Annotated in this window: 24 protein-coding genes, 2 tRNA genes and 1 pseudogene; 12 read left to right on the top strand and 15 right to left on the bottom strand. The window is 62.7% G+C overall.

Going from position 1 to position 24,807, the window contains the following annotated elements:
- Window positions 1–176: 176 nt before the first annotated feature.
- Window positions 177–359, top strand: a pseudogene (locus ASILVAE211_RS26450) (hypothetical protein); the annotation flags it as partial.
- Window positions 360–437: 78 nt separating this feature from the next.
- The gene (locus ASILVAE211_RS06100; protein WP_227320408.1) at window positions 438–596 is read left to right on the top strand and encodes a hypothetical protein; all 159 of its coding nucleotides are present in this window, start codon (window positions 438–440) and stop codon (window positions 594–596) included.
- A 1-nt stretch (window position 597) separates the two neighbouring features.
- Here ASILVAE211_RS06100 and ASILVAE211_RS06095 read toward each other — a convergent pair whose 3' ends face one another.
- Window positions 598–1,284 carry a lipid-binding SYLF domain-containing protein gene (locus ASILVAE211_RS06095; RefSeq protein ID WP_227320407.1) on the bottom strand — a complete coding sequence of 229 codons (687 nt, stop codon included), beginning with the start codon at window positions 1,282–1,284 and terminating at the stop codon, window positions 598–600.
- A gap of 244 nt (window positions 1,285–1,528) precedes the next feature.
- Between ASILVAE211_RS06095 and ASILVAE211_RS06090 the strand changes: the two genes are divergently transcribed.
- Complete coding sequence (locus tag ASILVAE211_RS06090; protein WP_227320756.1) at window positions 1,529–2,389, top strand: lysophospholipid acyltransferase family protein; 861 nt, start codon at window positions 1,529–1,531, stop codon at window positions 2,387–2,389.
- An 11-nt stretch (window positions 2,390–2,400) separates the two neighbouring features.
- On the opposite strand, the gene ASILVAE211_RS06085 is transcribed toward ASILVAE211_RS06090, so the two are convergent.
- The 3 genes from ASILVAE211_RS06085 to ASILVAE211_RS06075 form a co-directional block, all read right to left on the bottom strand.
- Window positions 2,401–2,550, bottom strand: a complete 150-nt coding sequence (locus tag ASILVAE211_RS06085) for a hypothetical protein (protein ID WP_227320406.1) — start codon at window positions 2,548–2,550, stop codon at window positions 2,401–2,403.
- 83 nt (window positions 2,551–2,633) lie between these two features.
- The gene (locus tag ASILVAE211_RS06080) at window positions 2,634–4,004 is read right to left on the bottom strand and encodes a phosphatase PAP2 family protein (protein WP_227320405.1); all 1,371 of its coding nucleotides are present in this window, start codon (window positions 4,002–4,004) and stop codon (window positions 2,634–2,636) included.
- Window positions 4,005–4,189: 185 nt separating this feature from the next.
- A tRNA-Asn gene (locus ASILVAE211_RS06075) sits at window positions 4,190–4,265 on the bottom strand.
- A gap of 144 nt (window positions 4,266–4,409) precedes the next feature.
- Between ASILVAE211_RS06075 and ASILVAE211_RS06070 the strand changes: the two genes are divergently transcribed.
- Window positions 4,410–4,493: transfer RNA gene (locus ASILVAE211_RS06070), tRNA-Leu, on the top strand.
- A 122-nt stretch (window positions 4,494–4,615) separates the two neighbouring features.
- A complete protein-coding gene (locus ASILVAE211_RS06065; protein ID WP_227320755.1) occupies window positions 4,616–5,689 on the top strand; it encodes a zinc-binding metallopeptidase family protein in 1,074 nt (357 codons plus the stop codon).
- Window positions 5,690–5,752: 63 nt separating this feature from the next.
- Here the strand turns inward: ASILVAE211_RS06065 and ASILVAE211_RS06060 are convergent, their stop codons facing one another.
- The 4 genes from ASILVAE211_RS06060 to ASILVAE211_RS06045 form a co-directional block, all read right to left on the bottom strand.
- Window positions 5,753–5,938: a CsbD family protein gene (locus ASILVAE211_RS06060; RefSeq protein ID WP_227320404.1), complete on the bottom strand. Its 186-nt coding sequence runs from the start codon at window positions 5,936–5,938 to the stop codon at window positions 5,753–5,755.
- A 193-nt stretch (window positions 5,939–6,131) separates the two neighbouring features.
- Window positions 6,132–6,389 carry a GlsB/YeaQ/YmgE family stress response membrane protein gene (locus ASILVAE211_RS06055; RefSeq protein ID WP_227320403.1) on the bottom strand — a complete coding sequence of 86 codons (258 nt, stop codon included), beginning with the start codon at window positions 6,387–6,389 and terminating at the stop codon, window positions 6,132–6,134.
- Window positions 6,390–6,535: 146 nt separating this feature from the next.
- Window positions 6,536–8,002 (bottom strand): xylulokinase, encoded by a 1,467-nt coding sequence (xylB, locus tag ASILVAE211_RS06050; RefSeq protein ID WP_227320402.1) that lies wholly within the window; start codon window positions 8,000–8,002, stop codon window positions 6,536–6,538.
- A gap of 432 nt (window positions 8,003–8,434) precedes the next feature.
- A complete protein-coding gene (locus ASILVAE211_RS06045) occupies window positions 8,435–8,698 on the bottom strand; it encodes a hypothetical protein (protein WP_227320401.1) in 264 nt (87 codons plus the stop codon).
- Between ASILVAE211_RS06045 and ASILVAE211_RS06040 the strand changes: the two genes are divergently transcribed.
- The 3 genes from ASILVAE211_RS06040 to nagA all read left to right on the top strand — a co-directional run bounded on the left by ASILVAE211_RS06040 (window position 8,697) and on the right by nagA (window position 11,862).
- Window positions 8,697–9,218, top strand: a complete 522-nt coding sequence (locus ASILVAE211_RS06040) for a hypothetical protein (protein WP_227320400.1) — start codon at window positions 8,697–8,699, stop codon at window positions 9,216–9,218. The genes ASILVAE211_RS06045 and ASILVAE211_RS06040 overlap by 2 nt on opposite strands.
- Before the next feature lie 206 nt (window positions 9,219–9,424).
- On the top strand, window positions 9,425–10,720 hold the full coding sequence (locus ASILVAE211_RS06035) for an NAD(P)/FAD-dependent oxidoreductase (protein WP_227320399.1): 1,296 nt from the start codon (window positions 9,425–9,427) through the stop codon (window positions 10,718–10,720).
- Window positions 10,717–11,862 (top strand): N-acetylglucosamine-6-phosphate deacetylase, encoded by a 1,146-nt coding sequence (gene nagA, locus ASILVAE211_RS06030; protein WP_227320398.1) that lies wholly within the window; start codon window positions 10,717–10,719, stop codon window positions 11,860–11,862. The genes ASILVAE211_RS06035 and nagA overlap by 4 nt, the downstream gene beginning before the upstream one ends.
- Window positions 11,863–11,878: 16 nt before the next feature.
- Here the strand turns inward: nagA and ASILVAE211_RS06025 are convergent, their stop codons facing one another.
- Together ASILVAE211_RS06025 and arfB are read right to left on the bottom strand one after the other, a co-directional pair.
- Window positions 11,879–13,222 (bottom strand): GntT/GntP/DsdX family permease, encoded by a 1,344-nt coding sequence (locus ASILVAE211_RS06025; protein WP_227320397.1) that lies wholly within the window; start codon window positions 13,220–13,222, stop codon window positions 11,879–11,881.
- Between the two features lie 71 nt (window positions 13,223–13,293).
- Window positions 13,294–13,719 (bottom strand): alternative ribosome rescue aminoacyl-tRNA hydrolase ArfB, encoded by a 426-nt coding sequence (arfB, locus tag ASILVAE211_RS06020; RefSeq protein WP_227320396.1) that lies wholly within the window; start codon window positions 13,717–13,719, stop codon window positions 13,294–13,296.
- 30 nt (window positions 13,720–13,749) lie between these two features.
- Here arfB and ASILVAE211_RS06015 point away from each other — a divergent pair, with 30 nt between their 5' ends.
- Window positions 13,750–13,938 (top strand): hypothetical protein, encoded by a 189-nt coding sequence (locus ASILVAE211_RS06015; protein WP_227320395.1) that lies wholly within the window; start codon window positions 13,750–13,752, stop codon window positions 13,936–13,938.
- A 246-nt stretch (window positions 13,939–14,184) separates the two neighbouring features.
- Here the strand turns inward: ASILVAE211_RS06015 and ASILVAE211_RS06010 are convergent, their stop codons facing one another.
- Complete coding sequence (locus tag ASILVAE211_RS06010) at window positions 14,185–15,237, bottom strand: glycosyltransferase family 4 protein (protein ID WP_227320394.1); 1,053 nt, start codon at window positions 15,235–15,237, stop codon at window positions 14,185–14,187.
- 353 nt (window positions 15,238–15,590) lie between these two features.
- On the opposite strand from ASILVAE211_RS06010, the gene ASILVAE211_RS06005 reads away from it, so the two are divergent.
- From ASILVAE211_RS06005 to ASILVAE211_RS05995, 3 genes are all read left to right on the top strand, one after another.
- Entirely contained in the window at window positions 15,591–17,456 is a 1,866-nt protein-coding gene (locus ASILVAE211_RS06005; RefSeq protein WP_227320393.1) for an ABC transporter ATP-binding protein, read from the top strand.
- A 52-nt stretch (window positions 17,457–17,508) separates the two neighbouring features.
- Window positions 17,509–18,957, top strand: coding sequence for an alpha,alpha-trehalose-phosphate synthase (UDP-forming) (locus ASILVAE211_RS06000; protein ID WP_227320392.1), 1,449 nt, complete (start codon window positions 17,509–17,511; stop codon window positions 18,955–18,957).
- A 112-nt stretch (window positions 18,958–19,069) separates the two neighbouring features.
- Window positions 19,070–20,773 carry a glycosyltransferase family 39 protein gene (locus ASILVAE211_RS05995; RefSeq protein WP_227320391.1) on the top strand — a complete coding sequence of 568 codons (1,704 nt, stop codon included), beginning with the start codon at window positions 19,070–19,072 and terminating at the stop codon, window positions 20,771–20,773.
- 75 nt (window positions 20,774–20,848) lie between these two features.
- On the opposite strand, the gene ASILVAE211_RS05990 is transcribed toward ASILVAE211_RS05995, so the two are convergent.
- The 4 genes from ASILVAE211_RS05990 to ASILVAE211_RS05975 all read right to left on the bottom strand — a co-directional run bounded on the left by ASILVAE211_RS05990 (window position 20,849) and on the right by ASILVAE211_RS05975 (window position 24,634).
- A complete protein-coding gene (locus ASILVAE211_RS05990) occupies window positions 20,849–21,409 on the bottom strand; it encodes a NifU family protein (protein ID WP_227320390.1) in 561 nt (186 codons plus the stop codon).
- A gap of 211 nt (window positions 21,410–21,620) precedes the next feature.
- Window positions 21,621–22,433: an ATP-binding cassette domain-containing protein gene (locus ASILVAE211_RS05985; RefSeq protein WP_227320389.1), complete on the bottom strand. Its 813-nt coding sequence runs from the start codon at window positions 22,431–22,433 to the stop codon at window positions 21,621–21,623.
- On the bottom strand, window positions 22,430–23,449 hold the full coding sequence (locus tag ASILVAE211_RS05980) for an ABC transporter permease (protein ID WP_227320388.1): 1,020 nt from the start codon (window positions 23,447–23,449) through the stop codon (window positions 22,430–22,432). Before ASILVAE211_RS05980 ends, ASILVAE211_RS05985 begins: the two co-directional genes overlap by 4 nt.
- Window positions 23,450–23,530: 81 nt before the next feature.
- Window positions 23,531–24,634: a sugar ABC transporter substrate-binding protein gene (locus ASILVAE211_RS05975; protein ID WP_227320387.1), complete on the bottom strand. Its 1,104-nt coding sequence runs from the start codon at window positions 24,632–24,634 to the stop codon at window positions 23,531–23,533.
- Window positions 24,635–24,807: the final 173 nt, after the last annotated feature.

The following is a 24,807-nucleotide window of genomic DNA, read 5'->3' as shown; positions in this document are numbered from 1 at the left end:
CAGGGAGACAGAAAAATCCCCGGCCTTAGGGCTGCGCTCGTCGCCGCGGCCCCCGGCGTTTTCATAAAATACGGTCTGACGCGCGATCTGCTGGTGGCCCATGCCATGGCGCAGTTCAGCCATGAATGCGGTGGCGGGACGGAGATTGAGGAAAATCTGAACTATTCGGCGGCAGGATTGGTCGCGACCTGGCCAAACCGGTTACGGCTGCGACGGCTGGCGCTTTTGCCTATTCGCCTGAGAAAATTGCGAATGCGGTCTATGACGGCCGGCTCGGCAATCTGCCCGGCAGCGATGACGGCTGGACTTTCCGCGGTCGCGGTGGATCGCAGATCACTGGCCGCGCGAACTACCAGAAACTCAGCACGACGATAGGCCTGGACCTGATCGCCGACCCTGATCTGGTCAATAGCCCGGCCCACTTTCTGGAATGCGCGGTGGCGGATTTCGTTCAATGCGGCTGCCTGCCCTTCGCGGCGGCAGACGATAGTCCCCATGTCACGCTGCGCCTGAACGGTGGCCTGATCGGACTGGCTCAGCGCCGGGCCTGGCTCGTTCGATGGAAAGCGGCCTTGCGGCCGCCTTCCATCGCATAGGTCAAAGCCGGTCGATGCTATGCACCAAAGGCAGGGCGCCCGGGTTGTGGCCCATGCGGCCGAGGACGATTTCGCGGCTCGTCAGCGGCCGGCCGTAATAGGTGAGGTCGGCATCGCTCTGCGGCTGCACCAGGGTGCCGTCCAGGCTGATGCCGGCATAAGCGCCGGACGACGACGCCCAGACCACGATATCGGGCCCGGCATTGGTGGTAGTGGCACCCGCAACCGTGGAGCCCAGGGTTGCCACCGCAAGCCCGGCATTGGCACCGAACTGAAATTTGTTGCGCATCAGGGCGTCCAGGGCGCGGCCGCTCATGACGAACATGATCATCTCGGATTCCTGAGCGCCGATCTGTAAGCCGAAGCTTGCCGAGGCAATCGTGTAGAAGGCTGGGTGGCTCCAGCTGCCGTCTACGCCCCGCGCCATCATCACCGCGCGTCCGCCCTCGCCGCCGACGAAGAAGCCGGCTTTGAAGATGCGCGGGGCGATCAGCACGGCGCGCGCGCGGTGCATCAGTTGCAGCGCATTGCCGAATTCCTTGTCGCCGCGCAGATCCTGTAGAGTCCCGAGGGCGTGGTTGACGGTGTCCTGCGGTCCGCTATCGGCATGCGCTGCCGTGCTGATGCCGGCTGTCGCCAGCAATCCGGCCGCCGCCGCTGTCGGGAAAAGCATTCTGCGTGTCAGCATCGCAATGGCTCCTGATGGTCTTCTGTTGACGCGCAGATATGGCCGCTTCGCTCCGTTGCAAGCGAAAGGGCCCCATGCGTTGAGCTCCTATCCTGGCTGGCTTGACGTTTGCCGGACTTGTTCCAGCGTCACCGAATTCACACATTCGACGTTGAAAAATGGCAGGTCAGAGAAGGCGGATTTGGCTCAAGCGCGACGTTTCGAAGGTTTTACTCGCACGCTGGAACGCGGCGCTTTCCTTGGCATGTGCTCCGTATTGCGGAGCCTGTCACCCGCCCGTGCGTCCAATATCGGCGGTGCGATCGCCAGGGCGATTGGCACTAGGCTTCCGGTGGTCAAGGTGGCGGACGCCAATCTGCGCTACGCCATGCCGGAACTGGATGCGGCCGAGCGCAAGCAGGTGATACGCGGCGTTTGGGAGAATATCGGCCGCACCACGGGTGAACTGCCGCATATGCGCGCTCTCGCGCGTACGGCGTCAGGCCCGGGTTGGGACATCAGCGGGGAAGAGATCCTGCAAGCCCAGATCAGCAAGGGTGGGCCGGCAATTTTCTTCTCCGGGCATATCGGCAACTGGGAAATGCTGCCGCCAATTCTGGCCCATATCGGCATTCCGATGGCGAGTTTCTATCGGGCGCTCGCCAATCCGGCAGTGGACGCCGCCGTCAATGGCCTGCGTCATCAGGCGGCAGGTATGGCGCTGCCAATGTTCCCGAAAGGTGCCATGGGCGCGCGCGGGGCTTTTGCGCATCTCCGCCAGGGCGGCTATCTCGGCATGCTGGTCGATCAGAAGATGAATGACGGCATCGCCGTCGATCTGTTCGGACGTCCGGCGATGACCGCGCCGGCTCTGGCTGCGCTGGCACTCCGCTTTCGTTGTCCTGTCATCCCAGGCCGCATCCGCCGTCTAGGCCCGGCGCGGTTGCGGCTGGAGGTTGAAGCACCGCTGGCGCTGCCGGATTCGGGGGATCGGCACGCCGATATCGCTGCTCTTATGCGGCAGGTGAACGACGTGCTGGAGCGATGGATCAGGGACGATCCCGGATCCTGGCTTTGGCTGCATCGGCGCTGGCCGAAGCAGGACGTTCGCGCGGCACTCGCCTGACGCGCGTCGCCTCAATGACTGCTGCCGACACCCGCGAAGAAATCGGCGGAACCGTCGATATGGGCGGTCGCGGTGCCCGGCGTGCCGGGCGCACCTTCGGCGCAGGCCGAGAGCAGCAGGACGGCCAAGAGCCAGATCGGGAGCGTGGCGAGATGCTTCATATGCCTAAAATATGTGGGAAAATTTCCCACGTCAATCGACCTGGAGGCTGAGCCGGCCGAAGCCGGCTCAGCCTGCGAGGCGCTCAGGGTTTCGCGGCGGCTTTCGTCGCGGCCAAAGCAGCGGCCTGGCCGCCGGCTGCATAGAGGTTGAGGCGCGAATAGACGCCGAAGGCGGATCCGTTATCCAGAAACCCGCCGCCAGGGCCTTCCGTCACGGTCAGGATCTGATCGGCTTCGGCCAGGGTCAGGCTGGGGAAAGCCGTGGTCAGCAGATAGCCCGCTTCCGGCGCCAGCGTGGCGACGTCTTCCAGCTTGCCGGCGTTTTTCGGGAAGACCACCGGCAGGCCGTAAGTTTGGGTCGAGGCATAGAAGGCGGCATCATTGGCGGCATCGCTGAAGCGGCCGGTATCTTCCGCCGCGCAGACCGCGACCGTATCGCCGCAGCCGGCTTCCAGGGCCTTGACCATATCGGCGCGGGCCGTCTTCACGGCGGCCTGATAGTCGGAAATGACCGTGGCATGCTTCACCGTCTGCCCGACATAGGCAGCGTCATTGGCCAGCAGATGCGCCATGTCATAGGTCGCCAGCGTGCGGCCGCCCAGCACGTCCATGGCATAATGCGCACCGACGATGATGCGGTCGTTACCGTATTCCGCACCGCGCACGATCATCTGCTGAAAGCGCTCGGGCACAAGCTCGGCCAGCAGGATGGAGCCGGTATAGCCGTAGGTCGTATGGCCGCTGGGAAAGGACGGGCTGTTCGTCAGGTTCATCATCGGCCCGCGATTATAGACGGTATTGTCGGCGGGCGCGTTGAAGTAGTCGGGACCGACAATCGGGCGCATCGGCTTGATGGTCTGGAAGGGGCGCGAATCGCCGTATTTGTCGCCGTCCGGACTGCCGGCCGGAAGGTTATAGGCCTTGCCGAAAATATCGGTCGTGCCGTCGATATCCTTGAAGATCGCGGCGGCATCGGCCGAAACGGCTGTCTTTCCATCCGTCGTGCCATTGGCGAAGAAGAACTTGCCTGACCCGGCGTCGGATGAGGTGAGGCCGCCGCTATAGGCGATCAGCTGTTCCACGGCGGGCGACAGGCTGGTGAAGGTCTTACGGTCGATATAATGCGCGCGCGCCAGATAGGCGCTGCCGAGCGTCGTACCCAGCCCGTCGGACAGTTCGGCCAGATCGCCGTCGGTGATGAAGACGTCCCGCAGCGCCTGCTGCGACTGCATGCCGAAGGGCAGCAGCGTTGGTTGGCGGATGGCGCCGCTCTGGATGCCGGCCGTCACCGTATAGTCGGAGGCGAGGGCCGCTAGCCCGGCAGGCTTGTTCATCAGGGCAGATACGGGGGCCAGTCCCTTGAGGACGGCGAGATTATCAGCTGTCTGCGCTTCCGCCGTCAGCGGAGCCAGCAGGCCGAAGGCGGCGGCGCCCAGAAGCAATGTGCGTTTCACGGTCTCTTCCTTCAGTACAACTTGACCGCTTGGGCTTAACACCATGGCGGGCTGACTTGGAGACCAGCGCCGTCCGGGGCAGCGATTGCAACAAAAAGGTCGCAAATGCGCGGCGGTAGTCCGCGCTCGCCCGCCAGCGATGGCTGCCTAGGAAGACTTTGTCATGTATGGAGGAAAAGGGCCCGTGGCTCCCGAAGTAGGACTCGAACCTACGACCGAGCGATTAACAGTCGCTTGCTCTACCAACTGAGCTATTCGGGAACAGCGGGCGGGGCACCCTATAGCGGAGGTGTCACGGCAGTGCAACGCCACCAGGGGCAGGTTTTTCTGTGCAAAAAGCAGACCTCCCTCCCGCATCTGTGCGGCCTTCACCTCTGACGGGGAGCATGCTAGAGCGCTTGCATCGCGAGAGTGGCGGAACGGTAGACGCAGTCGACTCAAAATCGACCGACGAAAGTCATGGGGGTTCGAATCCCCCCTCTCGCACCAATCCGCAAGGCGGATTCCCCACAAATTAATCCAAAATTGTCTGCGGCCACGGCCTTTTATGCGCCGGTCCCAGGCCCAAGTCTTGGCCGTTTCGGTCGACGCATGATTTGGGGATGGACGCGGTGCAGCTCTTTCAATGTCAGGTTTGCAGCCAGCTACTCTTTTTCGAGAATACGCTTTGCGAAAGCTGCGGCTCGCGGTTGGGCTACGACGCTCTGGCCTCTCAGCTTGAGGCGGTAAGCCAGGACGGTGACCTCTGGCGGCCTGCGGCGGGTGGCGAGGCGCAATATCGGTTTTGCGACAATGCCCAGCATAATGCCTGCAACTGGCTGCTGCCGGCCGAATCCGAGGATATTTTTTGCATCGCCTGCCGGCACAATCGCACCATTCCGGCGCTCGGCGAAGCCGATCATCTTGGCCAGTGGCAGAGGCTGGAAATGGCGAAGCACCGTCTTTTCTACCAGCTCATCAAGCTCAATCTGCCGCTGCCGACATTGGCGGACGACCCGGACCACGGGCTTGCCTTCGATTTTCTGGCCGATCCGCCGGGCGTCGGCGCCCCGCGCGTGCTGACCGGCCATGACGACGGGCTGATCACGCTCAATCTGGCGGAAGCGGACGACGCGGCGCGGGAAAAGCTGCGCACCGAAATGGGCGAGCCCTACCGCACCCTGCTTGGGCATTTTCGCCACGAGATCGGGCATTTCTACTGGGATGTCCTGGTCCGCGACGGTCATAAGCTTGAGCAGTGCCGGGCGGTTTTCGGGGATGACAGCCAGGATTACGGCCAGGCCCTACAGCGCCATTATCAGGATGGCCCGCCGCCGGGCTGGCAGAACGACTTTATTTCCCATTACGCGACATCCCACCCCTGGGAGGATTTCGCGGAAACCTGGGCGCATTACCTGCACATCGTCGATACGCTGGAAACGGCCAAGGCTTTCGGCGTGCGCATTCACCCCATGAACGCGGTCGATCTGCAGGCCGATATCACGCTCAATCCCTATGGGGCGGGAGCGGTGGAAGGACTGATCGAGGCCTGGCTGCCGCTGACCTTCGCGGTCAATAGCCTCAACCGCAGCATGGGGGTGGGTGATCTGTACCCCTTCATCCTCACGCCTGCCGTCATTCACAAAATGGATTTCATCCACCAACTGGTGCAGCGAACGCTGCCGGATGATCAGCCAGCTGCATGAACCGTAAAAAGCCGGCCGGGGTTTCCCCCGGCCGGCGCGTACCTGTCGCCAGGTAAAATCAGATCAGTGCTTGCGTGCGGCGTCGCGGACGCTGTCCTTGGCGCTGCCATAGGCGTTCTGTACCTTGCCGCCGGCCTTTTCGAGCTTGCCTTCGGCTTCGAGCTTGTGATCGCCGGTCACTTTGCCGGCTGCTTCCTTGACGCTGCCCTTGATCTGGTGGCCGATACCAGCCGAACGATCCTTGTCCATTGTCATTTTCCTTTCCGGTTAAGAACGCCCGATTGAACGTCCCTATGCATCCGGAAATGGGATCGAGGCGCGTCGGGTTGAAGCCCTTTTAAGACGCCGCAGCGTCACGTCCCCGTGTGGGCCAAGGCATGCAAACAGGCATAAAAAAGCCGCCCATCCCAAGCGGGAGGGCGGCTTTTCTGAAGCGCTTGCTTCAGTAGCTGCGGCGGTTGAACAGCGCGTGATACAGAACCAGCAACACGATGGAACCGATGACGGCGACGATCAGGCTATAAAGATTGAAGCCGGTGACGCCGTGGGCGCCGAAAGCGTTGAAGATAAAGCCGCCGACCAGCGCACCGACGACCCCGAGCACGATATCCATGAAGAAGCCTTCACCGGAGCGATTGACGATCTTGCTCGCGATGAAGCCGGCGATGAGGCCGAGAATGATCCAGCCGATAATTGACATAATGGTCCCCTGTTCAAGGCCAAGTCACCGTTCGCCGGGCTTGGCTGTCTGAGGGTGAAGAAGGGAGCGACCGGCGCAGCTTCAAGAGACAGGACCGGTCAGGGAAGAAAACCAAGGGCAGCGGGCGCGCTACTGTGGCGCAGATGTCACAGTTTTGCGCGCTGCGCCTGCTTGATGGCGGGATAGAGCGCCCGATACAGCGGCAGCCTTGCTTCATAGGCCGCTTGCAAAGCCGGGTCCGGCATGATCGCGGCCAGCCGCCGTGGTGGCGTGCAAAGTCCCACCGGGTCTTCCCCGGTCGCGGCCAGCCGGCCGAGCCGCGCCGCGCCAAAAGCGCCGCCATGTTCGCCGTCGGCCAGCCGATGCAGCGTGATGCCCAGAACGGAGGCCAGGATCTTGATCCAGGTCGTGCTGCGGGATCCGCCGCCGATGACATCGGCTTCCGTCACCACGGTGCCGGCGGCGCGCAATGCGTCCAGACAATCCCGGAAGGAAAAGGCGACGCCTTCCAACACGGCCTGGGTGAGGGCGGCGCGGCTGGTATCCGCGGACAGGCCGACGAAAGCTCCGCGAATGCTGCCGTCATTATGCGGTGTCCGCTCGCCGGACAGATAGGGAAGAAAGGTGACGTCGGACGGCGCTGTCGGCGTCTCGGGCAAGGCCTGCAATAGCGCCGCTTCTTTTTCGCCGGCGACGCCGCTCCACCACGCAAGGCAGGCGGCGGCCGACAAGGTGACGCCCATCTGGTGCCACAGGCCGGGAAGGGCATGGCAGAAGGCATGGACGGTGGCTTCCGGGTTGGGCCGGAACCGGTCGGTGGTGGCCCAAAGCACGCCGGAAGTGCCGAGCGACACGAAGGCGCTGCCGGGGCGAATGGCGCCGAGACCGACGGCACCAGCCGCATTGTCTCCGGCACCGCCGGCCAGAACCGGCGCTGTTTCCATGCCCCAGCGCGCGCGCAGCTCTTCGGTCAGTTGTCCGGCGGGAGCGCTGCCTTCGACCAGGCGCGGCATGGCGGAGAGCGGCAATCCGGTGGCGGCGAGGGCGGCTTCCGACCAGGCGCGAGCCCCGGTATCCAGCCACAAAGTGCCGGCGGCGTCGGACATTTCCTCGATCATCTCGCCTGTCAGGCGATAGCGGAGATAGGCTTTCGGCAGCAATACGGTGTGCAGCCGGGCGAAGATCGCGGGCTCATGCTTGCGCACCCATAGCAGTTTCGGCGCCGTGAAACCCGGCATCGCCGGATTGCCGGTAACCTGTCTCAGCGCGGGAAAGGATTGTTCGAGCTCGGCACATTCCGCCTCGCAGCGCGTGTCGTTCCACAGGATAGCGGGCCGTAAAGGCTCTCCCGCCGCATCCAGCAGGACCGCACCATGCATCTGGCCCGAGAGGCCGATTCCGCGGACAGCGGCCATATCTGCCGCATGGCTTCGTGCCAGGACGTCGAGGGCCCGCAAGGTCGCTTGCCACCAGTCTTCGGGGTTCTGCTCGCTCCATCCCGGGTGCGGTCGCGAGACATCAAGCTGTTCGGTATGGCTTGCGCGGACGGTTTCGGTCTCATCGACCAGAACCACCTTGATGCCGGACGTGCCGAGGTCGATCCCAAGATACATGCCGTTCCCTCTTTAATCTTATATTTAGCTGTTCTGCCGATAACAGAAGAGCGCCAAGCGGGGGAGGCGAATTCTCTGTACTGTTCGGTTTTTCGGAATTGCCTTGCTGAATTGTTAAATTTCGATGCGATGCAGCAAAGTTTCAGATTTGCGTCTAGTCCACGGCACAGATGTGTGGCACGTCGATCACAGATATGAGAGCCTGCGACTTCGTTAAAAAAATCTTCAAAGTGTTGTTGCTGCGCAGCATGCGAGGCTTTAAAGATTTCAGCCGGTTAATGTCCAGTTTAGAGTTCTACGGCACTGTGTGTGCAACCCGGTTCAGGTCGGGTCATTTATTGCGGGGGTGACGACTATGAGCGGCTCTACATCAACAGTGAACGGCGGAACAGTTCCGAATAACTATACGAATTCGGCTGCTGCTTTCGCGAACTACTTCAATTCGACGACCAGCATTACGGTTCTTCCCGACACGACGTCCGGCGCGGCGACCGTGAGCGGCTCGGCAGTTCTGACGAGCACGAATTCGGCGATGACGATCTCAGGCGCTGACGCCGTGGCCGATACCACGACGGGCAGCAACGCCATCACCACCACCAGCAGCACGGCCATCTTCACGGCCCCGAACGACACGGTCACGGCTGCTGGCAACTCCAGCACGGTCGTTGGCGCCGATTCCGGCACGACCACGTTCATGTCGACCGGCTCGAACTCGTCCGTCGTCGGCGGCGCTGGCTCGATCTCGGGCGCCGTTTCCGGCAGCAACACCACCCTGATCGGTGGCACGTCCAGCAGCGCCTTCTCGGTCGCTGGTGCGGGCAACCTCGCTGTCGCCGGTTCCACCGGTTCGACCACCATCAACCTGACGCAGACGGGCACGGCTGGTAACATCATTGCCACCAACCCGAATGGCGGCAATGCAACCCTGCAAGCGACGCTCAGCGCGAACGGTGCCGACTCGGTCATCGGTGGCGGCGGCGCTTCCACCATTACGGCTGGCGCCGGCCATGACGTCTTCGGCTTCGTGAACGGTCACGCTGGCGGCAGTGAAGTCATCATCGGCTTCAACTCCAGCGATAACCTGGCGTTTGGTGGCTACGGCTATTCGATCACCAACACGCCGAGCGAGACCCTGACCGCCGCTGGCGATGTCATTAAGCTCAGCGACGGCACGACGATCACGCTGCAGGGCTACGACCACAAGCTCTGGTCGTAATTCGGCCTTCTGCCGGCGCCGTCTATCGCGCCGGCTTCCTAGCTTGCTACCCGAAATGCCCGCGACGTTGTCGCGGGCATTTTGCTTTGAAGCATCAGGGATGGCGGATTTACGGCCGAAACCGCCAGAAGATGGGATCGCGGCCCTATCGCGGGTGCGGAGCCGGGCGTTAGGGTGGCGCTTCAATCGCTGATCCGATAGGCCCGATGTCTGCACATTCCGAAAAGCCTCTCCCGCCCAGTCTTTATGCGGAGACGGCCATTCCGCCGCTCGATCTGCCCCGGCTCGAAGTGCAGGCACGGGCATCAGTCACCGTTATCGGCGGCGGCATTACAGGATTGTCATCTGCGCTGCATCTGGCGGAGCGCGGCATTGATGTTCTGCTTCTGGAAGCGCAGCAGCCGGGCTTCGGCGCCTCCGGCCGTAATGGCGGGCAGGTCAATCCCGGCCTGAAGCCCGATCCGAATGATGTCGAAGGTGATTTCGGTGACCTCGGGCAGCGCATGGTGCGGTTTTCCTATGCCGCGCCCGAAGCCTTGTTCCGTCTGGTTGAGCGTCACCAGATCCGCTGCGAGGCGCAGCAGGGCGGCACCCTGCGGGCAGCGACCACCGCCAAAACCCTCGTTGGCCTGAAGCATCTGGCGACGCAATACCAGTCCCGTGGCCTGCCCGCCGCATTGCTGGACCGGAGCGACTCGGCCGCCGCCACTGGTACCAATCGCTATCACGGCATCCTGCGTGACCCGACGGGCGGATCGGTGAACCCGCTCGGCTATGCACGCGGTCTGGCCCAGGCCGCTATCGCGGCGGGTGCGCGCATCCATGCCAATAGCCCGGCCACGAAGCTTGAGCGTCAGCCGGCCGGCGGAGGTTGGCGAGTCTCTACGCCCCAAGGCTCAGTCCTGACGGACCGTATCGTCATCGGTACCAACGGTTATACGGATGATCTCTGGCCGGGCTTGCGGAAATCCATCGTGCCTGTCTGGTCCGGCATCACGGCGAGCGAGCCGCTCTCCGACGCGCAGTTGCAGCAGGTCATGCCGGGTGGCGGCGTGTTGTACGAACTCGGCTCCATCACCGTTTATTACCGTGTCGATGCGACCAACCGGCTGCTTATGGGCGGCCGCAGCAAGCTCAGTGAAATGCGCGGTCCTGCGGTCTTCGGCTTTTTGCAGACATATGCCGAAAAACTTTGGCCCTCCCTGCGCGGCATCCGCTGGACCCATGGCTGGAACGGCCAGTTGGGCATGACGCCCGATCACTACCCGCATCTGCACGAGCCGGAGCCTGATGTGCTGATCGCCCTCGGCTATAACGGTCGTGGCGTCGCCATGGCGACCGCCATGGGCGGTATCGTCGCCCGCCGCATCGGCGGCGAACCGACCGAGGGGCTCGATATGCCGGTGACCGCCCTCAAGCCGATCCCCTTCCACGCCTTCTGGCCGCTGGCAGTGCAAGGCCGGCTCGCCTGGGGCCGCTTGAAGGACAGTCTGGGCCTATGACGGCACGGCAATTCCTCGTCGGCAGTCGCATTCTGACTGATGATGGGCTTCGGTCCGATTTCGGCTTGCTGATCGATGGCGGGGTGATCCTCGACCTGTTGCCTGACACCGCCAATCCGGCGCCGGAGCGGCGTCTGCCCGGCGGCAGCATTCTGGCGCCGGGCTTCATCGACATTCAGGTGAATGGCGGCGGCGGGGTTCTGTTCAATGAGACCCCGACGGCGGACGGTGCCATTGCCATCGCGGCAGCCCATCGCCGATTTGGTACGACCGCGATATTGCCGACGGTCATCACCGACAAGGCCGAGGTGATGCAAGCCGGTGCCGAGGCCGCCCGTCAAGCCATGCGCCGCCCCAAAAGCGGCATCGCCGGCGTGCATCTTGAAGGCCCTTTCATCAGTCTCCGCCGGCCAGGCGTGCATGACCCGGCGCTGATCCGCCCCATGAATCAGGTGGATGCCGACTGGCTGGCTCGTCAGGCTGGTGACCTGCCTCTGCTTTTGACCGTCGCGCCGGAAGACGTCGCCGATGATCATCTTCGCCAGCTGGCCGCCGCTGGTGTTGTGCTGAGTGCCGGTCATACGGCGGCGTCCGCCGCGCGCATTGCCGAGGCGATCGGCCTGGGGCTGCGGGCCTTTACCCATCTCTTCAATGCCATGCCACCCTTGGCAGGCCGAGAGCCGGGACCGGTCGGTGGGGCGCTGCTTGATCAGACAGCCTGGTGCGGCTTGATCGTGGACGGGGTGCATGTCCATCCCGTATCGCTGGGCGCCGCCCTTGCCGCACGGCCGCAGGATCGGATGCTGCTGGTGACGGATGCCATGACCGTCCTTGGCACGGATGCCGATGGTTTTGATCTCTACGGCCAGCGCATCCTGCGCCGCAACGGTCGGCTGGAACGCGAGGACGGCACCTTGGCTGGCGCCGATCTCGATATGGCTATGGCGGTCCGCAATACGGTCGCCATGCTGGGCTGTCCGGTTGAACAGGCGCTGCGCATGGCGTCCACCTATCCCGCCGATCTGATGCGCTTTAAGGATCGCGGGCGGATTGCATCTGGCCTGCGGGCCGATCTGGTATTGCTCAGCGATGACCTGCATCCGCTGGGCACTTGGCTTGCGGGCGAGTGGGCGGCCGCCTGAGGCCGCCCGTTTCGCGTCAGACCCCGACGGCCGCCAGAATCAGCACCATCGCCAGTGCCCCGATGGAGAGAATCGTCTCCAGCACGGACCAGCTTTTCAGCGTCTGCTCCACGCTCATGTTCAGATACTGCTTCACCAGCCAGAAGCCGCCGTCGTTGACATGGCTGAAGATGAGCGAGCCGGCACCGGTCGCAAGAACAAGCAAGGGCGCAGAGGCGCCCGGCGCATGGGCGGCGATCGGCGCCACGATACCGGCCGAGGTGATCATGGCGACGGTGGAGGAACCGACCGCGAGGCGGACCACAGCTGCCAGCAGCCAGGCCAGCAGCAGCAGCGACACATGAGCGCTGAGCGCCATGGTGACGATGGCGTGCGAGACGCCGCTATCGATCAGCACGCGGCCGAAGCCGCCACCGGCACCGATCAGCAAGGTGATCATCGCCGTCGGTGCCAGGCATTCATTGGTAAAGGCCAGGATGGTTTCGCGCGTCATGCCGCGCAGAAGGCCGAGCGTATAGAAGCTGAGGATCACGGCCAGCAGCAGCGAGATATCGGCATTGCCGATGAAGTTCAGGAAGACGTAAAGGCCCGAACCCGCAGGCGTGAGGACGGTCGCGAAACTGCCCAGCAGCATCAGGATCACGGGTAGAAGAATCGTCAGTAAAGTGATGCCGAAACCCGGTAGCTTGTCGTCCGGAATGTGATTGATGAATTGCTCGGCCATCGGATTCTCAGCCGGCAGCGGCGTGCGCGGTCCGATGAACAAGGCATAGACCGGCCCCGCGATAATCGCGGCAGGTATCCCGACGATCAATGCGAGCAGGATTGTTTTGCCGATATCGGCATGGAAGGCCTGAACCGCCAGCATCGCTGCCGGATGCGGCGGCATCAGCCCATGGACGGCGGAAAGGCCGGCGACCAGAGGCAGCGCCACCAGCAGAAGCGGACGCCCGGTGTTTTTCGCGACATTGAAGGCGATCGGGATCAGCAACACGAAGCCGACCTCAAAGAAGACCGGCAGGCCGACGATGATGCCGATGAACAGCATGGCCCAATGCACGTTATTGGGACCGAACCAGCGGATCAGCGTATTGGCGATTTGCGCGGCGCCCCCGGATTCCGCCAGCATTTTACCCAGCATCGTGCCGAGCGCGATGATGATCGCGATATGGCCGAGTGAATTGCCGACACCCGTTTCGAAGGATTTGACAACCTTGTCCGCCGGCATGCCGGCGGCGAGCGCCATGGCGAGCGAGATGACAAAGATCACGATGAAAGGATTGAGTTTAAATCGCGCGATCAGGATGATCAGCGCCAAAACGGCAACGATCGCTAAGCCGACGGCATAGGCGGGGGGCATGGCGTTTCTCCGGGACGTTATCGTTGCCCCGACATTCCACACTCAAGCCCGCCAGCGCAATGGTCCGACCTTCAGCTGTCTATCGGCTTGCCCCGCATGCGCTTGACCCCACTGCGCAGCGCCTTGCCTTCCAGGCGGCGCTTCTGGCTGCCCAGCGTCGGTCTGGTGGGGCGCCGCTTGCGCTGCACTTCGGCCGCTTTGGTCAGCAGTGCCACCAGCCGTTCGATGGCGTCTTCCTTGTTCCGAATCTGGCTGCGATAGGCCTGGGCGAAGATGACGATGACCCCGTCCTGGGTCATGCGCTGCCCGGCTTCCGTGCGCAGCCGGCGCAAGAATCCGGCCGACGGCTCCTCCATCCGCGTCGCGTCGAAACGCAGTTCCACGGCGGTTGACACCTTGTTCACATTCTGCCCGCCCGGTCCCGAGGCAAGGACAAAGCGGAAGGTGAGATCGTCTTCGTCGATCGACAGGGATGCGGTGACGGGAATGCGTGCCATGGCCGGCCGAAGGCTCCTGTCAGGACCATAATGGGATTGCCCGACAAAACGTTACGTCAGAAGATCATTTTGCCGCCAGCGGCGGGATGTTCGCAGCATTCGCCGCAATTGTCGCGGCTGTGGGGGATGATCTTACTGTCAGAAAATACTTACCGCGCCGCCATGGTCGTTCTGACGATCATTCAGATCGCGATCACGATCATTAAGCTGCGCAACTAACCTTGGCTGGGGGCCGTCTTTCCGCGTGAGAGGCGGCCCCTTCCAAAATAAACCCCTCGGCGTTCGCAGCGCCGAGGGGCCGGAAGGCAAGGCGGTTGATCCACTGCCTGAAGAGACTTACCGCCGCCAGATATAGAGCAAGCGCCAAGCCAATTCCAGCGCTAGGAGCGACGCCATCCTTTTGCCGTCTCCCGGCAAGAAAGCCGGGCGTGACGGATTGGAGGGCTGCCCGACTGCGGAGAGGCGTTAGCTGACGGCGCGCAGCTGGGCGCGCGGCCGGTTTGCCATGTCTTCGTAGACAGACACATAGTCCGCAGCCATCCGGCGCGCACTGAAGCGTTCCTCGAAACGCGCACGAACGGCCTTGCGGTCAAGCTCGCCCAGGCGGTTCACGGCGCGCACGGCGTCATTTTCGTCGCGGGTAATGAAGCCGGTCAGCCCGTCCTCGATCACTTCCGGCACGGAGCCGCGTTCATAGGTGATGACCGGCGTGCCGCAGGCCATTGCTTCGATCATCACCAGGCCGAAGGGCTCGGGCCAGTCGATCGGGAAGATCAGGGCATGAGCGGCCGACAGGAAGTCGGGCTTCTGCATTTCGTTGATCTCGCCGATGAACTCGACATGCGGCAGTTTCAGCAGAGGCTTAATCACCGCTTCGAAATATTCCTGGTCAGCGGTATCGACCTTGGCGGCGATCTTCACGCGCAGTCCGGCCTTGCCGGCGATGTGAATTGCCTTGTCTACGCCCTTCTCGGGGGAAACGCGGCCGAGCACCGCCAGATAGTCCTGCTTCACGTCGCGCGGCGTCAGGATATGCGTCGGCAGGCCATGATGCACGGTCCGCACCCAGTTCAGGTTCGGCACCGGCGCGCGCTGGCTGTCGGAAATCGAAACCAGTGGCACCTTCGGGAAGGCGCCGTAGATATCGACGAATTCCGGGAGGTCCAGGCGGCCATGGATAGTCGTCACGAAAGGCGTCGGCTGCCGCGCGAACAGAGAAAAGGGCAGGTAGTCGTTATGAAAATGGATGACGTCGAATTCGTCCACGCGGTCCCGGATGATTTCCATCATCTTCATATGCGGCGCCATGCGGTCGCGGATATTCGGATCAAGGCGCAGCGCTTCCTCGCACATCGGCTCGAGCTTGGCCGCAGTACGGCTGTCGCCGCTGGCGAAGAGCGTCACCTCATGGCCCTGCGCGACCAGCTCTTCCGTCAGGAAGGAGACCACGCGCTCCGTTCCACCATAAAGGCGCGGCGGCACGGCTTCATAGAGAGGGGAGACCTGGGCAATACGCATCGTCGAACTCTCCTGAAGGTCGGCATCAACCATAGGCTGACAGGTAGATGCGACGACAATCGTTAGCTTCTAATAGGATAGCAGCAAAACTTAACGCTCTAGTTCAGGTCCCTGAACTTCAAGCTAAAGCATCGTCACCGAATGTGGCGAAATCTCGGCGCTAAAGCTTTGAAATATAGGCAATCACGCAAAACACGCCCTATTTCCGCGACAATCTGTGTCTAGCTTCACTCTCAACCCGATGTGATGCGCGTCTCACAGCGTTGCTCACCACTTGGGAAAGCGAAGAGCTCCTTACGAGATCACGCGGGCGGATCAACGGATTTTACTACAAAGTTGATCGGTCTGCTGAAATGAGGGTGACGACGATGCAGGGTTTCACGAAGTCTTCGGATCAGGCGGCGCAGGGCAATGCCGATTTCGACATGACGACCGCACCGCGCCAGACGGCGACGCTGCTTGGGCTGCGGGCAAAGCCGATCCGCTTTTTACTGCATTTCGTCATGCGTCATCCTTGGGCCCATGCGGGCGTGCTGGTCTCGGTCCTGATCGCCGTGCTCTGCTCGGTGCTGACTCAGTACGGTCTGAAAAATGTCGTGGATGCCGTCTCTCACGGTCATAGCCCTGCGGCCATGCATGGCGTGTGGATGGCTTTTGGCGTCCTCGCCGTGCTCATCGCGGCCGATAACCTCATGTGGCGCGTCGGCGGCTGGATTGCCGCCAAGCTCTTCGTACAGGTGACAGGCGATGTGCGCCGCGACCTGTTCAGCCATCTGGCTGGCCACTCGCCCAGCTATTTCGCGGATCGTCTGCCCGGCACGCTGGCCGGCCGCGTCACCGCGACCTCCAACGCCATTTTCACGACCGAGAACACCCTGGCCTGGAACATCCTGCCGCCGGTTGTAGCCGTCATCTTTTCGATCGCGCTGGTCACCTCGGTGAATCCGCTCATGGCGCTCGTCATGTTCGGCATCAGCGCCGGTCTGGCTCTGATCATCTTCTTCCTGGCCCGCAAGGGCGGCCCGCTCCATCGCTCCTATGCCGGCTCGGCCGCACGGGTTGACGGCGAACTGGTCGATGTCATCGGCAATATCGCGGTCGTGCGCGCCTTCGGTGCCACCTTCCGCGAAAGCAAGCGGATCGCCGAGACGGTGGGCGAGGAAATGTCCGCGCGCCATAACAGCCTGAAATACCTGGAAAAGCTGCGCCTGCTGCATGCCGTGATCACGGCCATCTTCTCGGCCGGCGTCATGGCCTGGGTCGTGGTTCTGTGGAGCCAGGGTCACGCGACGCCGGGCGACATCGTGCTGGTCGGCTCGCTGTGCTTCACCATCCTGCACGGCACGCGTGACCTTGCGGTCGCGCTGGTCGATCTGACCCAGCATGTCGCCCGTCTGGAAGAAGCGACCGCGACGCTGCTCATCCCGCATGCCCTGCCGGATGCGCCGCAGGCCCGTCCGCTGCTGCTGACGGCCGGTGGTGTCACTTTCGACGATGTCCGCTTCGCCTATCCGGGCCGTCCGGAAGTGCTGAAGGGTGTCGCGCTCAATATCCAGCCGGGTCAGCGCGTCGGTCTGGTCGGCTCTTCGGGCGCCGGCAAGTCCACCATTCTCAGCCTCATGCAGCGCTTTTATGACCCCAGCGAAGGCCGCATCCTGATTGACGGGCAGGATATCAGCCGCGTCACGCAGGAAAGCCTGCGCCAGGGCATGGCCGTGGTGCCGCAGGATATTTCGCTCTTTCACCGCACGGTGCTTGAGAATATCCGCTACGCTCGTCCCAGCGCGACAACGGCCGAGGTGCTGCATGCCGCCGAACTTGCCCGCTGCCGCGATTTCATCGAAGCACTGCCGGAAGGCTTCGAGACGGTCGTCGGCGACCGTGGCACCAAGCTCTCGGGCGGCCAGCGCCAGCGCATCGCCATCGCCCGCGCCATCCTCAAGAACGCGCCGCTGCTACTGCTGGATGAAGCAACCTCGGCGCTCGACACCGAATCCGAGCAGGCGATCCAGGGTGCGCTCGACACGCTGATGGAAGGCCGCACGGTCGTCGCCATCGCGCATCGTCTCTCTACGCTGCGCAATTTCGACCGCATCATCGTCATGGCCAATGGCGAAGTGGTGGATGACGGCTCGCCGACGGAACTCGCCAACCGTGCCGGTCCTTACCGCGATCTGCTGGCGCGGCAGAACGTCATCCCCATGCCGCGCGCCGCCTGAACCTGACTGCCCTTTCTCCGATCCGACCGCTTGATCCAAGGAATTGATGGCGATGGATGAGACAATTTTCGGCCGGGCCCTGACCGAGCTGCGCGATGCCGCAGCCGGGTCGCTCGCCACCGCCGATGCCGGACGGCTTATCGTGGTGTCCAACCGCGTCGCCCCGATCGAGGAAGGTCAGCCCACGGCCGGTGGTCTTGCTGCCGGCGTGCTGGACGCCCTGCAGAATATGGGCGGGCTCTGGATCGGCTGGAGCGGCGAGATTTCGGACGCCGGCAGCCGCATCCTGCCGGAGAAGCAGAAGGGCAAAATCCGGCTCCAAACGGTCGATTTCGCCAAGGCCGATTACGACGAATATTATCGCGGCTTTGCGAATTCGGCGCTCTGGCCGGTCTTGCATTACCGCTCCGCGCTCGCCCGCTTCTCGCGCAGCGACTATGCCGGCTACCGCCGCGTGAACGAATTGTTCGCGTCTGCCGTGGCCGACGCGTTGGCACCCCAGGACGTGGTCTGGGCGCATGACTACCACCTGCTCGGCCTCGCCGCCGCGCTGCGGGAGAAGGGCGTCATCAACCGCCTGGGCATTTTCCTGCACACGCCTTTTCCGGCCGCCGCCGTCTTCATGACCATTCCGGTCCATGCCGATCTGGCCCGCGCGCTCTGCCAATATGACCTGATCGGCTTTCAGACCGAGTCCGACCGCCGCGCCTTCGAGGATTACGTGCTGCGCGAGGCCGATGGCCATCTTTTGCCCGGCCGCGCACTCATGGCCTTCGGCCGCGTCGTGCGCACTGGTGTTTATCCCATCGGCGTCCAGACCGAGGAGATCCGCGAACAGGCCGAGCCGCCGGCGGATTGCCCGCAGATGGCGCGCCTGCATCGCTCCATCGGCGACAGCAAGCTTATCATCAGCGTCGACCGGCTGGATTATTCCAAAGGCCTCAATGAACGCTTCCAGGCCTATGAACGCTTCCTGGAACAGAATGAAACCCGCCGTGGCGACGTCACCTTCCTACAGATCGCGCCGCCCTCCCGCAGCGATGTGGAGGGCTACCGCGAAATCCGGCTTGAGCTCGAGCGCGAGGCCGGGCGCATCAACGGCCGCTTCGCCGAGCTGGACTGGACGCCGCTGCGCTATCTGAACAAAGGCTTCGCGCGGCAGATGCTGATGCCCATGTATGCGCGGGCCGATATCGGCCTCGTCACGCCCATGCGCGACGGTATGAACCTCGTCGCCAAGGAATTCGTGGCCGCCCAAAACCCGATCGATCCCGGCGTGCTGGTTTTGTCGCAATTCGCGGGTGCCGCCTGTGAGCTGAAGGCCGCTTTGTTGGTCAATCCGCATGATCCGGATGAGATCGCGGCGGCCTTGGAACGCGCTTTGTCCATGCCGCTCGCCGAACGCCGGGAACGGCATGCCGAGATGATGGCCGTTCTGCGCCGCAACAGCCTCACCGTCTGGCGGGACCGGTTCCTGGGTGATCTTAACGGACGGGCCTGAGGCGCGCGGGTGGGGCCGTTTCGTTTCTTAATAATCGCGTGACGGGATGCCCCAAAACCGCCGCTATCGGCGCGCTCTATGACAGTTCCACTACGATTGCTGCGGAGAGACCATGTCTGCCGTATCGCCCCGTTCTGATCAGCCGGTTGTGACCCTGCGCACCCGAGCGTCCGCTTGGCTGGCCGCCCAGTCGCGGGCCAGGCTCGCCATCGCGCTGTTCCTGGCTGTCAGCCTGGTCGGCTTCGTCGCCCGCTTCTATGGCATCGACAACATGCCGTTCTGGCTGGACGAGGTGACGACCGTGAACCGGTCGAACCTGCCCTTCTGGCAGATGGTGGTCGATTCCCTGTCCAATCACCATCTGCCTTCCTATTTTGCGCTGGCCGCGGCTTTCGGTCATTACGGCACGACGGAATTCGTCCTGCGCCTGCCCTCGGCCCTGTTCGGCGCCCTCAGCTGCGGTGTACTGTTCCTGGTCGGGCGTGCGCTCGGTGGCTGGAGAGCCGGTCTCGTTGCCGGTCTGCTTTTGGCGCTGTCGCCGCTTCAGGTTCAATACGGCCAGGAAGCGCGGTCCTATACCTTTGTCATCCTGATGATGGCGATCGGCTTGCTGGGCTTCGTGCAATTGGCGCGTGACCCGCGCCGCGCGAGCCTGCCGCTCAATCAGCCCGGCGCAAAACTGGCGCCTTGGGTCATCTATACCCTTGGCACGCTCGGCGCATTGAATGTTCTCAGCACCGCATTTTTCTGGCTGATATCGGCCAATGTCGGGGCTGCCGTCATCCTGCTGCGGGACAAGCAGATGGACCGGCGCCGTTTTCTGATGCGCTGGCTGATCGCCCAGGCCGTTATTCTGGCCGGGACACTGCCCTGGTTCGGCGCCATGGACATTTTCACCCATGGCAAGATGACGAATGCGACCAATTGGGTTCCGCAGATCACGGCTCACAGCTTCTGGTCCGTCTTGGGATCGCTTTATATGTGGCGCACCACGCGGCTGGTGAGCTTTCATGTCTTCCCGGCGGCCGTGCCAGGTTTCGGCATGCTGGTTCTGGCACTCGCGATCCTAGGCTTCCTTTACCTGGGTCGCCGCCGTGTGGCGGAGCCCGCACGGGCAGGCTCGGGTCAGGCCCTTCTTCCCGCCTTGATCGTGCTGGCCATGATTCCGCCGCTGCTGATTTTGGCGATTTCGATCGTCAAGCCGCTCTGGATGCCGCGCTACCTGATCTGGAGCTCGGTCCCCTTTCTTCTGTTCGTGGGGCTCGGCGTCAACCAGTTGCCGCGCCGTTGGCAGAACGGCGCTGTAGCCGCCATCGTGCTGCTCGCGACCGTCAATCTGGTGCCTTATTACCATGTCGAGACCAAGCCGCGCTGGGATCTGGCCGCGACCGAGCTGAAAAAGGACATGAAGCCGGGCGACCTTATCCTCGCGTCCGATGACCTGCCCGTCTATATGATGAACTTCTTCCTGAGCCGAAAGGGCGATGTCATCGCCGAAAACGACTGGACGAATGACGTCTTCCGGGCTGCCAAACAGCTTCAGAGCGGCGGCCGGGTCTGGGTCATGATCGGCCGTGTCGGTCAGGCGGATCGCACGCCCATTCCCAACTTCAAGCGCATCATCGGGCCGCTGGGCCAGCCGGTTGCGGCCGTCCATGTCGGCGATCTCATCACTATGACGCTTTATGACAAGCCACCGGTTCCAGCGCCGAAAATCGCCAAGGCTGAGGATTGCCGCATTGTCGTGAGCGACAAGGGCCATACCCATGTCCATCCGATCACCCCATCAGGCTGTGACAGGCTTGCCCTTCAATAGGGCCGATATCTCAGCCGCAAACAAAAAGGGCGTCCCGCTTGGGACGCCCTTTTTTGTCAGCCGGGGCTGAAAGTCTCAGAATTCGACCTGCTCGACCGCGACGACTTCCGGCACGTAATGCCGCAGCATATTTTCGATCCCGTGCTTGAGCGTGGCGCGCGAGGAGGGGCAGCCGCTGCAAGCACCCTGCATATGCAGCTTCACGACGCCGTCGCGATACCCATGGAAGACGATATCGCCACCGTCGCTGGCCACCGCCGGGCGCACCCGCGTATCCAGCAATTCCTTGATCTGATCGACGATTTCCTGGTCCTCGGGGGACACGTCTTCCTCGGCGATCGCCTCGCCGGCGGATTCGATGATCGGGCGGCCGGCAACGAAATGCTCCATCAGCGTACCCAGAACCTGCGGCTTCAGATCGCCCCAGGCTTCGTCCTCGGACTTGGTGACGGTGATGAAGTCATTGCCCAGGAACACCCGGGACACGCCGGGAAGGTCAAACAGCGCGCTCGCCAGCGGGCTGCGGCCAGCGCTTTCGCTGGAGGCGAAATCGGCTGTCGCATTGCCCATGACTTCACGCCCGGGCAGGAACTTCAGCGTCGCGGGATTCGGGGTGCCTTCGGTTTCGATGAACATGCGCCTGGGCCTGCTTCTGTCTATGTCGCAGCCTTTATACAGGACAAAGGCAGTCCTGTAACTTGCCGCCCCTCCGGGCCTGGGTTGCATTCCCGGTAACGGCGCTGGACCGCGCTCCTAGGCGGACGCCTTCCCCCACTGTCATGCCCGCGCCTGACGCGGGCATGACAGTGTTCAATGAAAACAAGAGCTATCCGTAAGGCCGGGCCGACTACGCCCCGCCGCGCACCACCTTGTAGTTCTGCCGCACGACATCGAGCAGTTCCGGCACCGAGGTCTCGGCCGAGGCGCGCTCGAAAGTGACCTCGCCATGCTGGAACATCATGATGCGGTCGGCGACCTCCAGGGTCTGCGCATAGTTATGCGCGATCATGATCAGCGACAGATCGGCCCGCTTCTTCAGCCGGTCGATGAGGTCCAGGATGAGGCCGGATTCGCGGGCGCCCATGGCCGCCAGCGGTTCGTCCAGCAGAAGGATCTTGGCCTTGGAATAGACCGCGCGGGCAATCGCCACCGCCTGACGCTGACCACCCGACAGCCGCGCCACTTCCTCATTCACGTCGGGAATATTGACGCCGATATCTTCCAGCGCCTCGGCCGCCCGCCTTTTCATTTGGGCATTGTCGAGCAGGCGGAAAGGACCGGCCCGCAGCGGCTCGCGGTTCAGAAACATATTGTGGTAGATCGACAGGCCCGGCACCAGCGCCAGATCCTGATAGACGCATTCGATGCCGAGTTCACGGGCATGATCGACGGATTTCAGCGCAACGTCTTCACCGTTGATGGTGAGCTGGCCGCTTGTTGGCGCCTGGAAGCCGGTCAGGATCTTGATCAGCGTCGATTTGCCGGCGCCGTTATCGCCCAGAATGCCCAGCATCTCGCCTTTTTGCAGACGGAGCGAGACGCCGTTCAAGGCCGTCACCGCGCCGAAACGCTTGACGATATCGCGGGCGCGGAGCGCTTCCTGGCCGCCGGCCACTTGCGGCGGCACTGCGCTGCTTTGCACGTATTGGGACTGGCTCATTTCAGCTTCCCCATATTGCGCAGGCGCGCGAAGTGGATGTTGAAGACCATCGCGATCAGGATCGCGGCCCCGATGATCATGTCGAAGGTGAAGGCGTTGATGCCGTTGATGGTGAAGCCATCCTGCAGCACGCCCAGCATCAGGCCGCCGAACAGGCCGCCGATGATCGTGCCGGACCCGCCCATGAGGGACGTGCCGCCGATGACGGCTGCCGCCACGGCCATGAACATCATGTTGGACCCGCCGGCCAACGGATCGGTCGAGCCGATGCGCGAGGCTTCCAGGATGCCGGCCAGACCTGCCAGCGCACCGGTAATGACGAAATTGCCGATCTTGATCTTGGTGACATTGATGCCGGATTCGGCCGAGCCCAGCAGGTTGCCGCCGACCGCAATGGTATGCAGGCCCCAGCGCGTATTGCGCAGCATGCCATGCATGAACAGCACAAGGATCACGGCCCAGGTGATTTCGGCGTAGCCGCCACCCATCAGGAAGGAAAAGATGCCGTCATTGGGTGTATCGACCGGAAACCCACGGGAGATCGTCAGCGTAAAGCCGTTGATCAGGAACATGGTCCCCAGCGTCACCACGAAGGACGGCACACGCAGCTTGACGGACACGAAACCGTTGAAAAAGCCGATGGCACCGCAACCGATGATGGCCAGGATGAAGGCAATGATCAGCGGCAGGCCGGCATCATGGGCGAAATACATGATGAAGGGCGCGAGCGCGAAGACCATGCCGGCCGAGAGATCGATTTCACCGCAGATCAGCAGCATGATTTCACCGCAGGCGATAACGACCCATGGCGAAATGAACTGCGACAGCGTCTGCAGATTGGCGTCCGTCAGGAAGTTGACGTTCGTACTCTCGAAGTAAATGATAAGCAGAATCGCGACGACCAGAATACTGGCTTCGCGGACACGAAGAAAGCCGTGCAGGCCACGCTTGCCGATATGGGGGCGCGGTTTGGTGCCCAGCTCGGTCTGCGCAGGCTTATGAGTATGTGCGCTCACTGAAGTTCCAGTCACTATCAGGGGCATACGGAATGATGGCGGGCGCCGTTGCGGGCGCCCGCCAGGTGATCCGCCGCCGCGTTAACCGATCGGGCCGTGGGACGGGACGATTTGAGGTGCGCCGGAATTGCCTTCGTAGCGGGTCTTGGTCGCCAGATACGGACCCACGCTTTCCTTCGTCACGAATTTCAGGCCGGTATTGATATCGGCCGGCCCGACAAGACCGCCGGAGGCCTTGAACAGAAAGGCTTCCAGCACGGTATAGAAACCCTGGAGGTAGGGCTGCTGGTCGATGGTGAAGTCACCGAAACCTTCGTTGATCAGCTCGAGCGTCTTGGGCAGGAGGTCGAAACCGCCGCCATGCACGCCCTTCTTGGCCAGGTTGTAGAGCTTGATCGCCATGGCAACGCCCTGGGTGGACCCGCCGTCGACCGCGAAGAGGCCCTTTACGTCCTGATGGCCGAGGTAATAGGCCTGCACCTTGCCGATTTCTTCGTTCAGCGTCGGGCCGGTCGCGATTTCATCGACCGTGATCGACTTGCCGGACTTCGAGATCGCGTCTTTTGCGCCATCGAAACGAGGCTGAATGTTGAGCTGGCCCGGTGTCGCGATGAAGAGTGCGACCTTGCCGCCATCGACGAGGCTCGCGATCTTTTCGCCCAGGGCATAGCCGGCCTTGTAGAGATCCTGGCCGATATAGGCGAGGCGCTTATTGTCCGAACCGGGAGGGGCATCGGCATTATAGGCAAAAACCGGAATACCGGCGGCAAGCGCACGCTCGGTCGGGTCGTTGAAAGCCTTCGGATCGACGAGGCAGGTCGCGATCGCATCGGCCTTGCTCGCAATCGCGGCATTGAAGGCATTGACCATCTGGCCGGCGTCGCTCGTTTCCGAACCCGTCCACTGGTAGCTGCAGCCAAGCAGCTTGCAGGCATCGGCGATGCCGTACTGGGTCGGAACGAAGAACGGGTTCGTCGTCACATGGTTGATGAAGACGAATTTCCAGCGCGGATGATCCGGGAAGGCTGTTTCCGCAGCGCGCGCCTGGGTCGCGAGGCCGGCCAGCATCGTGGCGGCTGCACCGGCGGTCGCACCGGTCAACAGGCCGCGGCGCCGAAGGGCGGCCGTCGAAGGCGATGACGTATCGGTGGACGAGACCGCGGGGCGGTCCTGTTCTTCACTCATGGAAGGCTCCCCAAACATGATCGCCTGAAGTTGGCCCCAGGCGTCCGTTCATCGTTATTGTGGTGTCGCGGCTTGGTCCGCGGCACACTCGCACCGTGCAGGTGCTCGCCCGCCTATGTGAACACGGGCTTTTGTAGTGTCAATGGTCAGACCTATGGGGCTTCTGCGATTGC

It is taken from the genome of Acidisoma silvae (genome assembly GCF_020618775.1).
GTDB lineage: Bacteria > Pseudomonadota > Alphaproteobacteria > Acetobacterales > Acetobacteraceae > Acidisoma > Acidisoma silvae.
This window is presented reverse-complemented; position numbering and strand designations above follow the sequence as displayed.

What these genes read in the sequence shown, in the direction of transcription:
- ASILVAE211_RS05975 (WP_227320387.1), bottom strand. Translation starts at nt 24,634, where the DNA reads ATGAGTGAAGAACAGGACCGCCCCGCGGTCTCGTCCACCGATACGTCA.
- ASILVAE211_RS06060 (WP_227320404.1), bottom strand. Translation starts at nt 5,938, where the DNA reads ATGGACAAGGATCGTTCGGCTGGTATCGGCCACCAGATCAAGGGCAGC.
- ASILVAE211_RS06085 (WP_227320406.1), bottom strand. Translation starts at nt 2,550, where the DNA reads ATGAAGCATCTCGCCACGCTCCCGATCTGGCTCTTGGCCGTCCTGCTG.
- ASILVAE211_RS05995 (WP_227320391.1), top strand. Translation starts at nt 19,070, where the DNA reads ATGTCTGCCGTATCGCCCCGTTCTGATCAGCCGGTTGTGACCCTGCGC.
- ASILVAE211_RS06055 (WP_227320403.1), bottom strand. Translation starts at nt 6,389, where the DNA reads ATGTCAATTATCGGCTGGATCATTCTCGGCCTCATCGCCGGCTTCATC.
- ASILVAE211_RS06095 (WP_227320407.1), bottom strand. Translation starts at nt 1,284, where the DNA reads ATGCTGACACGCAGAATGCTTTTCCCGACAGCGGCGGCGGCCGGATTG.
- ASILVAE211_RS06025 (WP_227320397.1), bottom strand. Translation starts at nt 13,222, where the DNA reads ATGCCCCCCGCCTATGCCGTCGGCTTAGCGATCGTTGCCGTTTTGGCG.
- ASILVAE211_RS06015 (WP_227320395.1), top strand. Translation starts at nt 13,750, where the DNA reads ATGGGATTGCCCGACAAAACGTTACGTCAGAAGATCATTTTGCCGCCA.
- ASILVAE211_RS06005 (WP_227320393.1), top strand. Translation starts at nt 15,591, where the DNA reads ATGAGGGTGACGACGATGCAGGGTTTCACGAAGTCTTCGGATCAGGCG.
- xylB (WP_227320402.1), bottom strand. Translation starts at nt 8,002, where the DNA reads ATGTATCTTGGGATCGACCTCGGCACGTCCGGCATCAAGGTGGTTCTG.
- nagA (WP_227320398.1), top strand. Translation starts at nt 10,717, where the DNA reads ATGACGGCACGGCAATTCCTCGTCGGCAGTCGCATTCTGACTGATGAT.
- arfB (WP_227320396.1), bottom strand. Translation starts at nt 13,719, where the DNA reads ATGGCACGCATTCCCGTCACCGCATCCCTGTCGATCGACGAAGACGAT.
- ASILVAE211_RS06045 (WP_227320401.1), bottom strand. Translation starts at nt 8,698, where the DNA reads ATGAACGTGGTCGTGCCGGAATCGGCGCCAACGACCGTGCTGGAGTTG.
- ASILVAE211_RS05990 (WP_227320390.1), bottom strand. Translation starts at nt 21,409, where the DNA reads ATGTTCATCGAAACCGAAGGCACCCCGAATCCCGCGACGCTGAAGTTC.
- ASILVAE211_RS06035 (WP_227320399.1), top strand. Translation starts at nt 9,425, where the DNA reads ATGTCTGCACATTCCGAAAAGCCTCTCCCGCCCAGTCTTTATGCGGAG.
- ASILVAE211_RS05985 (WP_227320389.1), bottom strand. Translation starts at nt 22,433, where the DNA reads ATGAGCCAGTCCCAATACGTGCAAAGCAGCGCAGTGCCGCCGCAAGTG.
- ASILVAE211_RS06000 (WP_227320392.1), top strand. Translation starts at nt 17,509, where the DNA reads ATGGATGAGACAATTTTCGGCCGGGCCCTGACCGAGCTGCGCGATGCC.
- ASILVAE211_RS06040 (WP_227320400.1), top strand. Translation starts at nt 8,697, where the DNA reads ATGTCGACCGGCTCGAACTCGTCCGTCGTCGGCGGCGCTGGCTCGATC.
- ASILVAE211_RS06010 (WP_227320394.1), bottom strand. Translation starts at nt 15,237, where the DNA reads ATGCGTATTGCCCAGGTCTCCCCTCTCTATGAAGCCGTGCCGCCGCGC.
- ASILVAE211_RS06090 (WP_227320756.1), top strand. Translation starts at nt 1,529, where the DNA reads ATGTGCTCCGTATTGCGGAGCCTGTCACCCGCCCGTGCGTCCAATATC.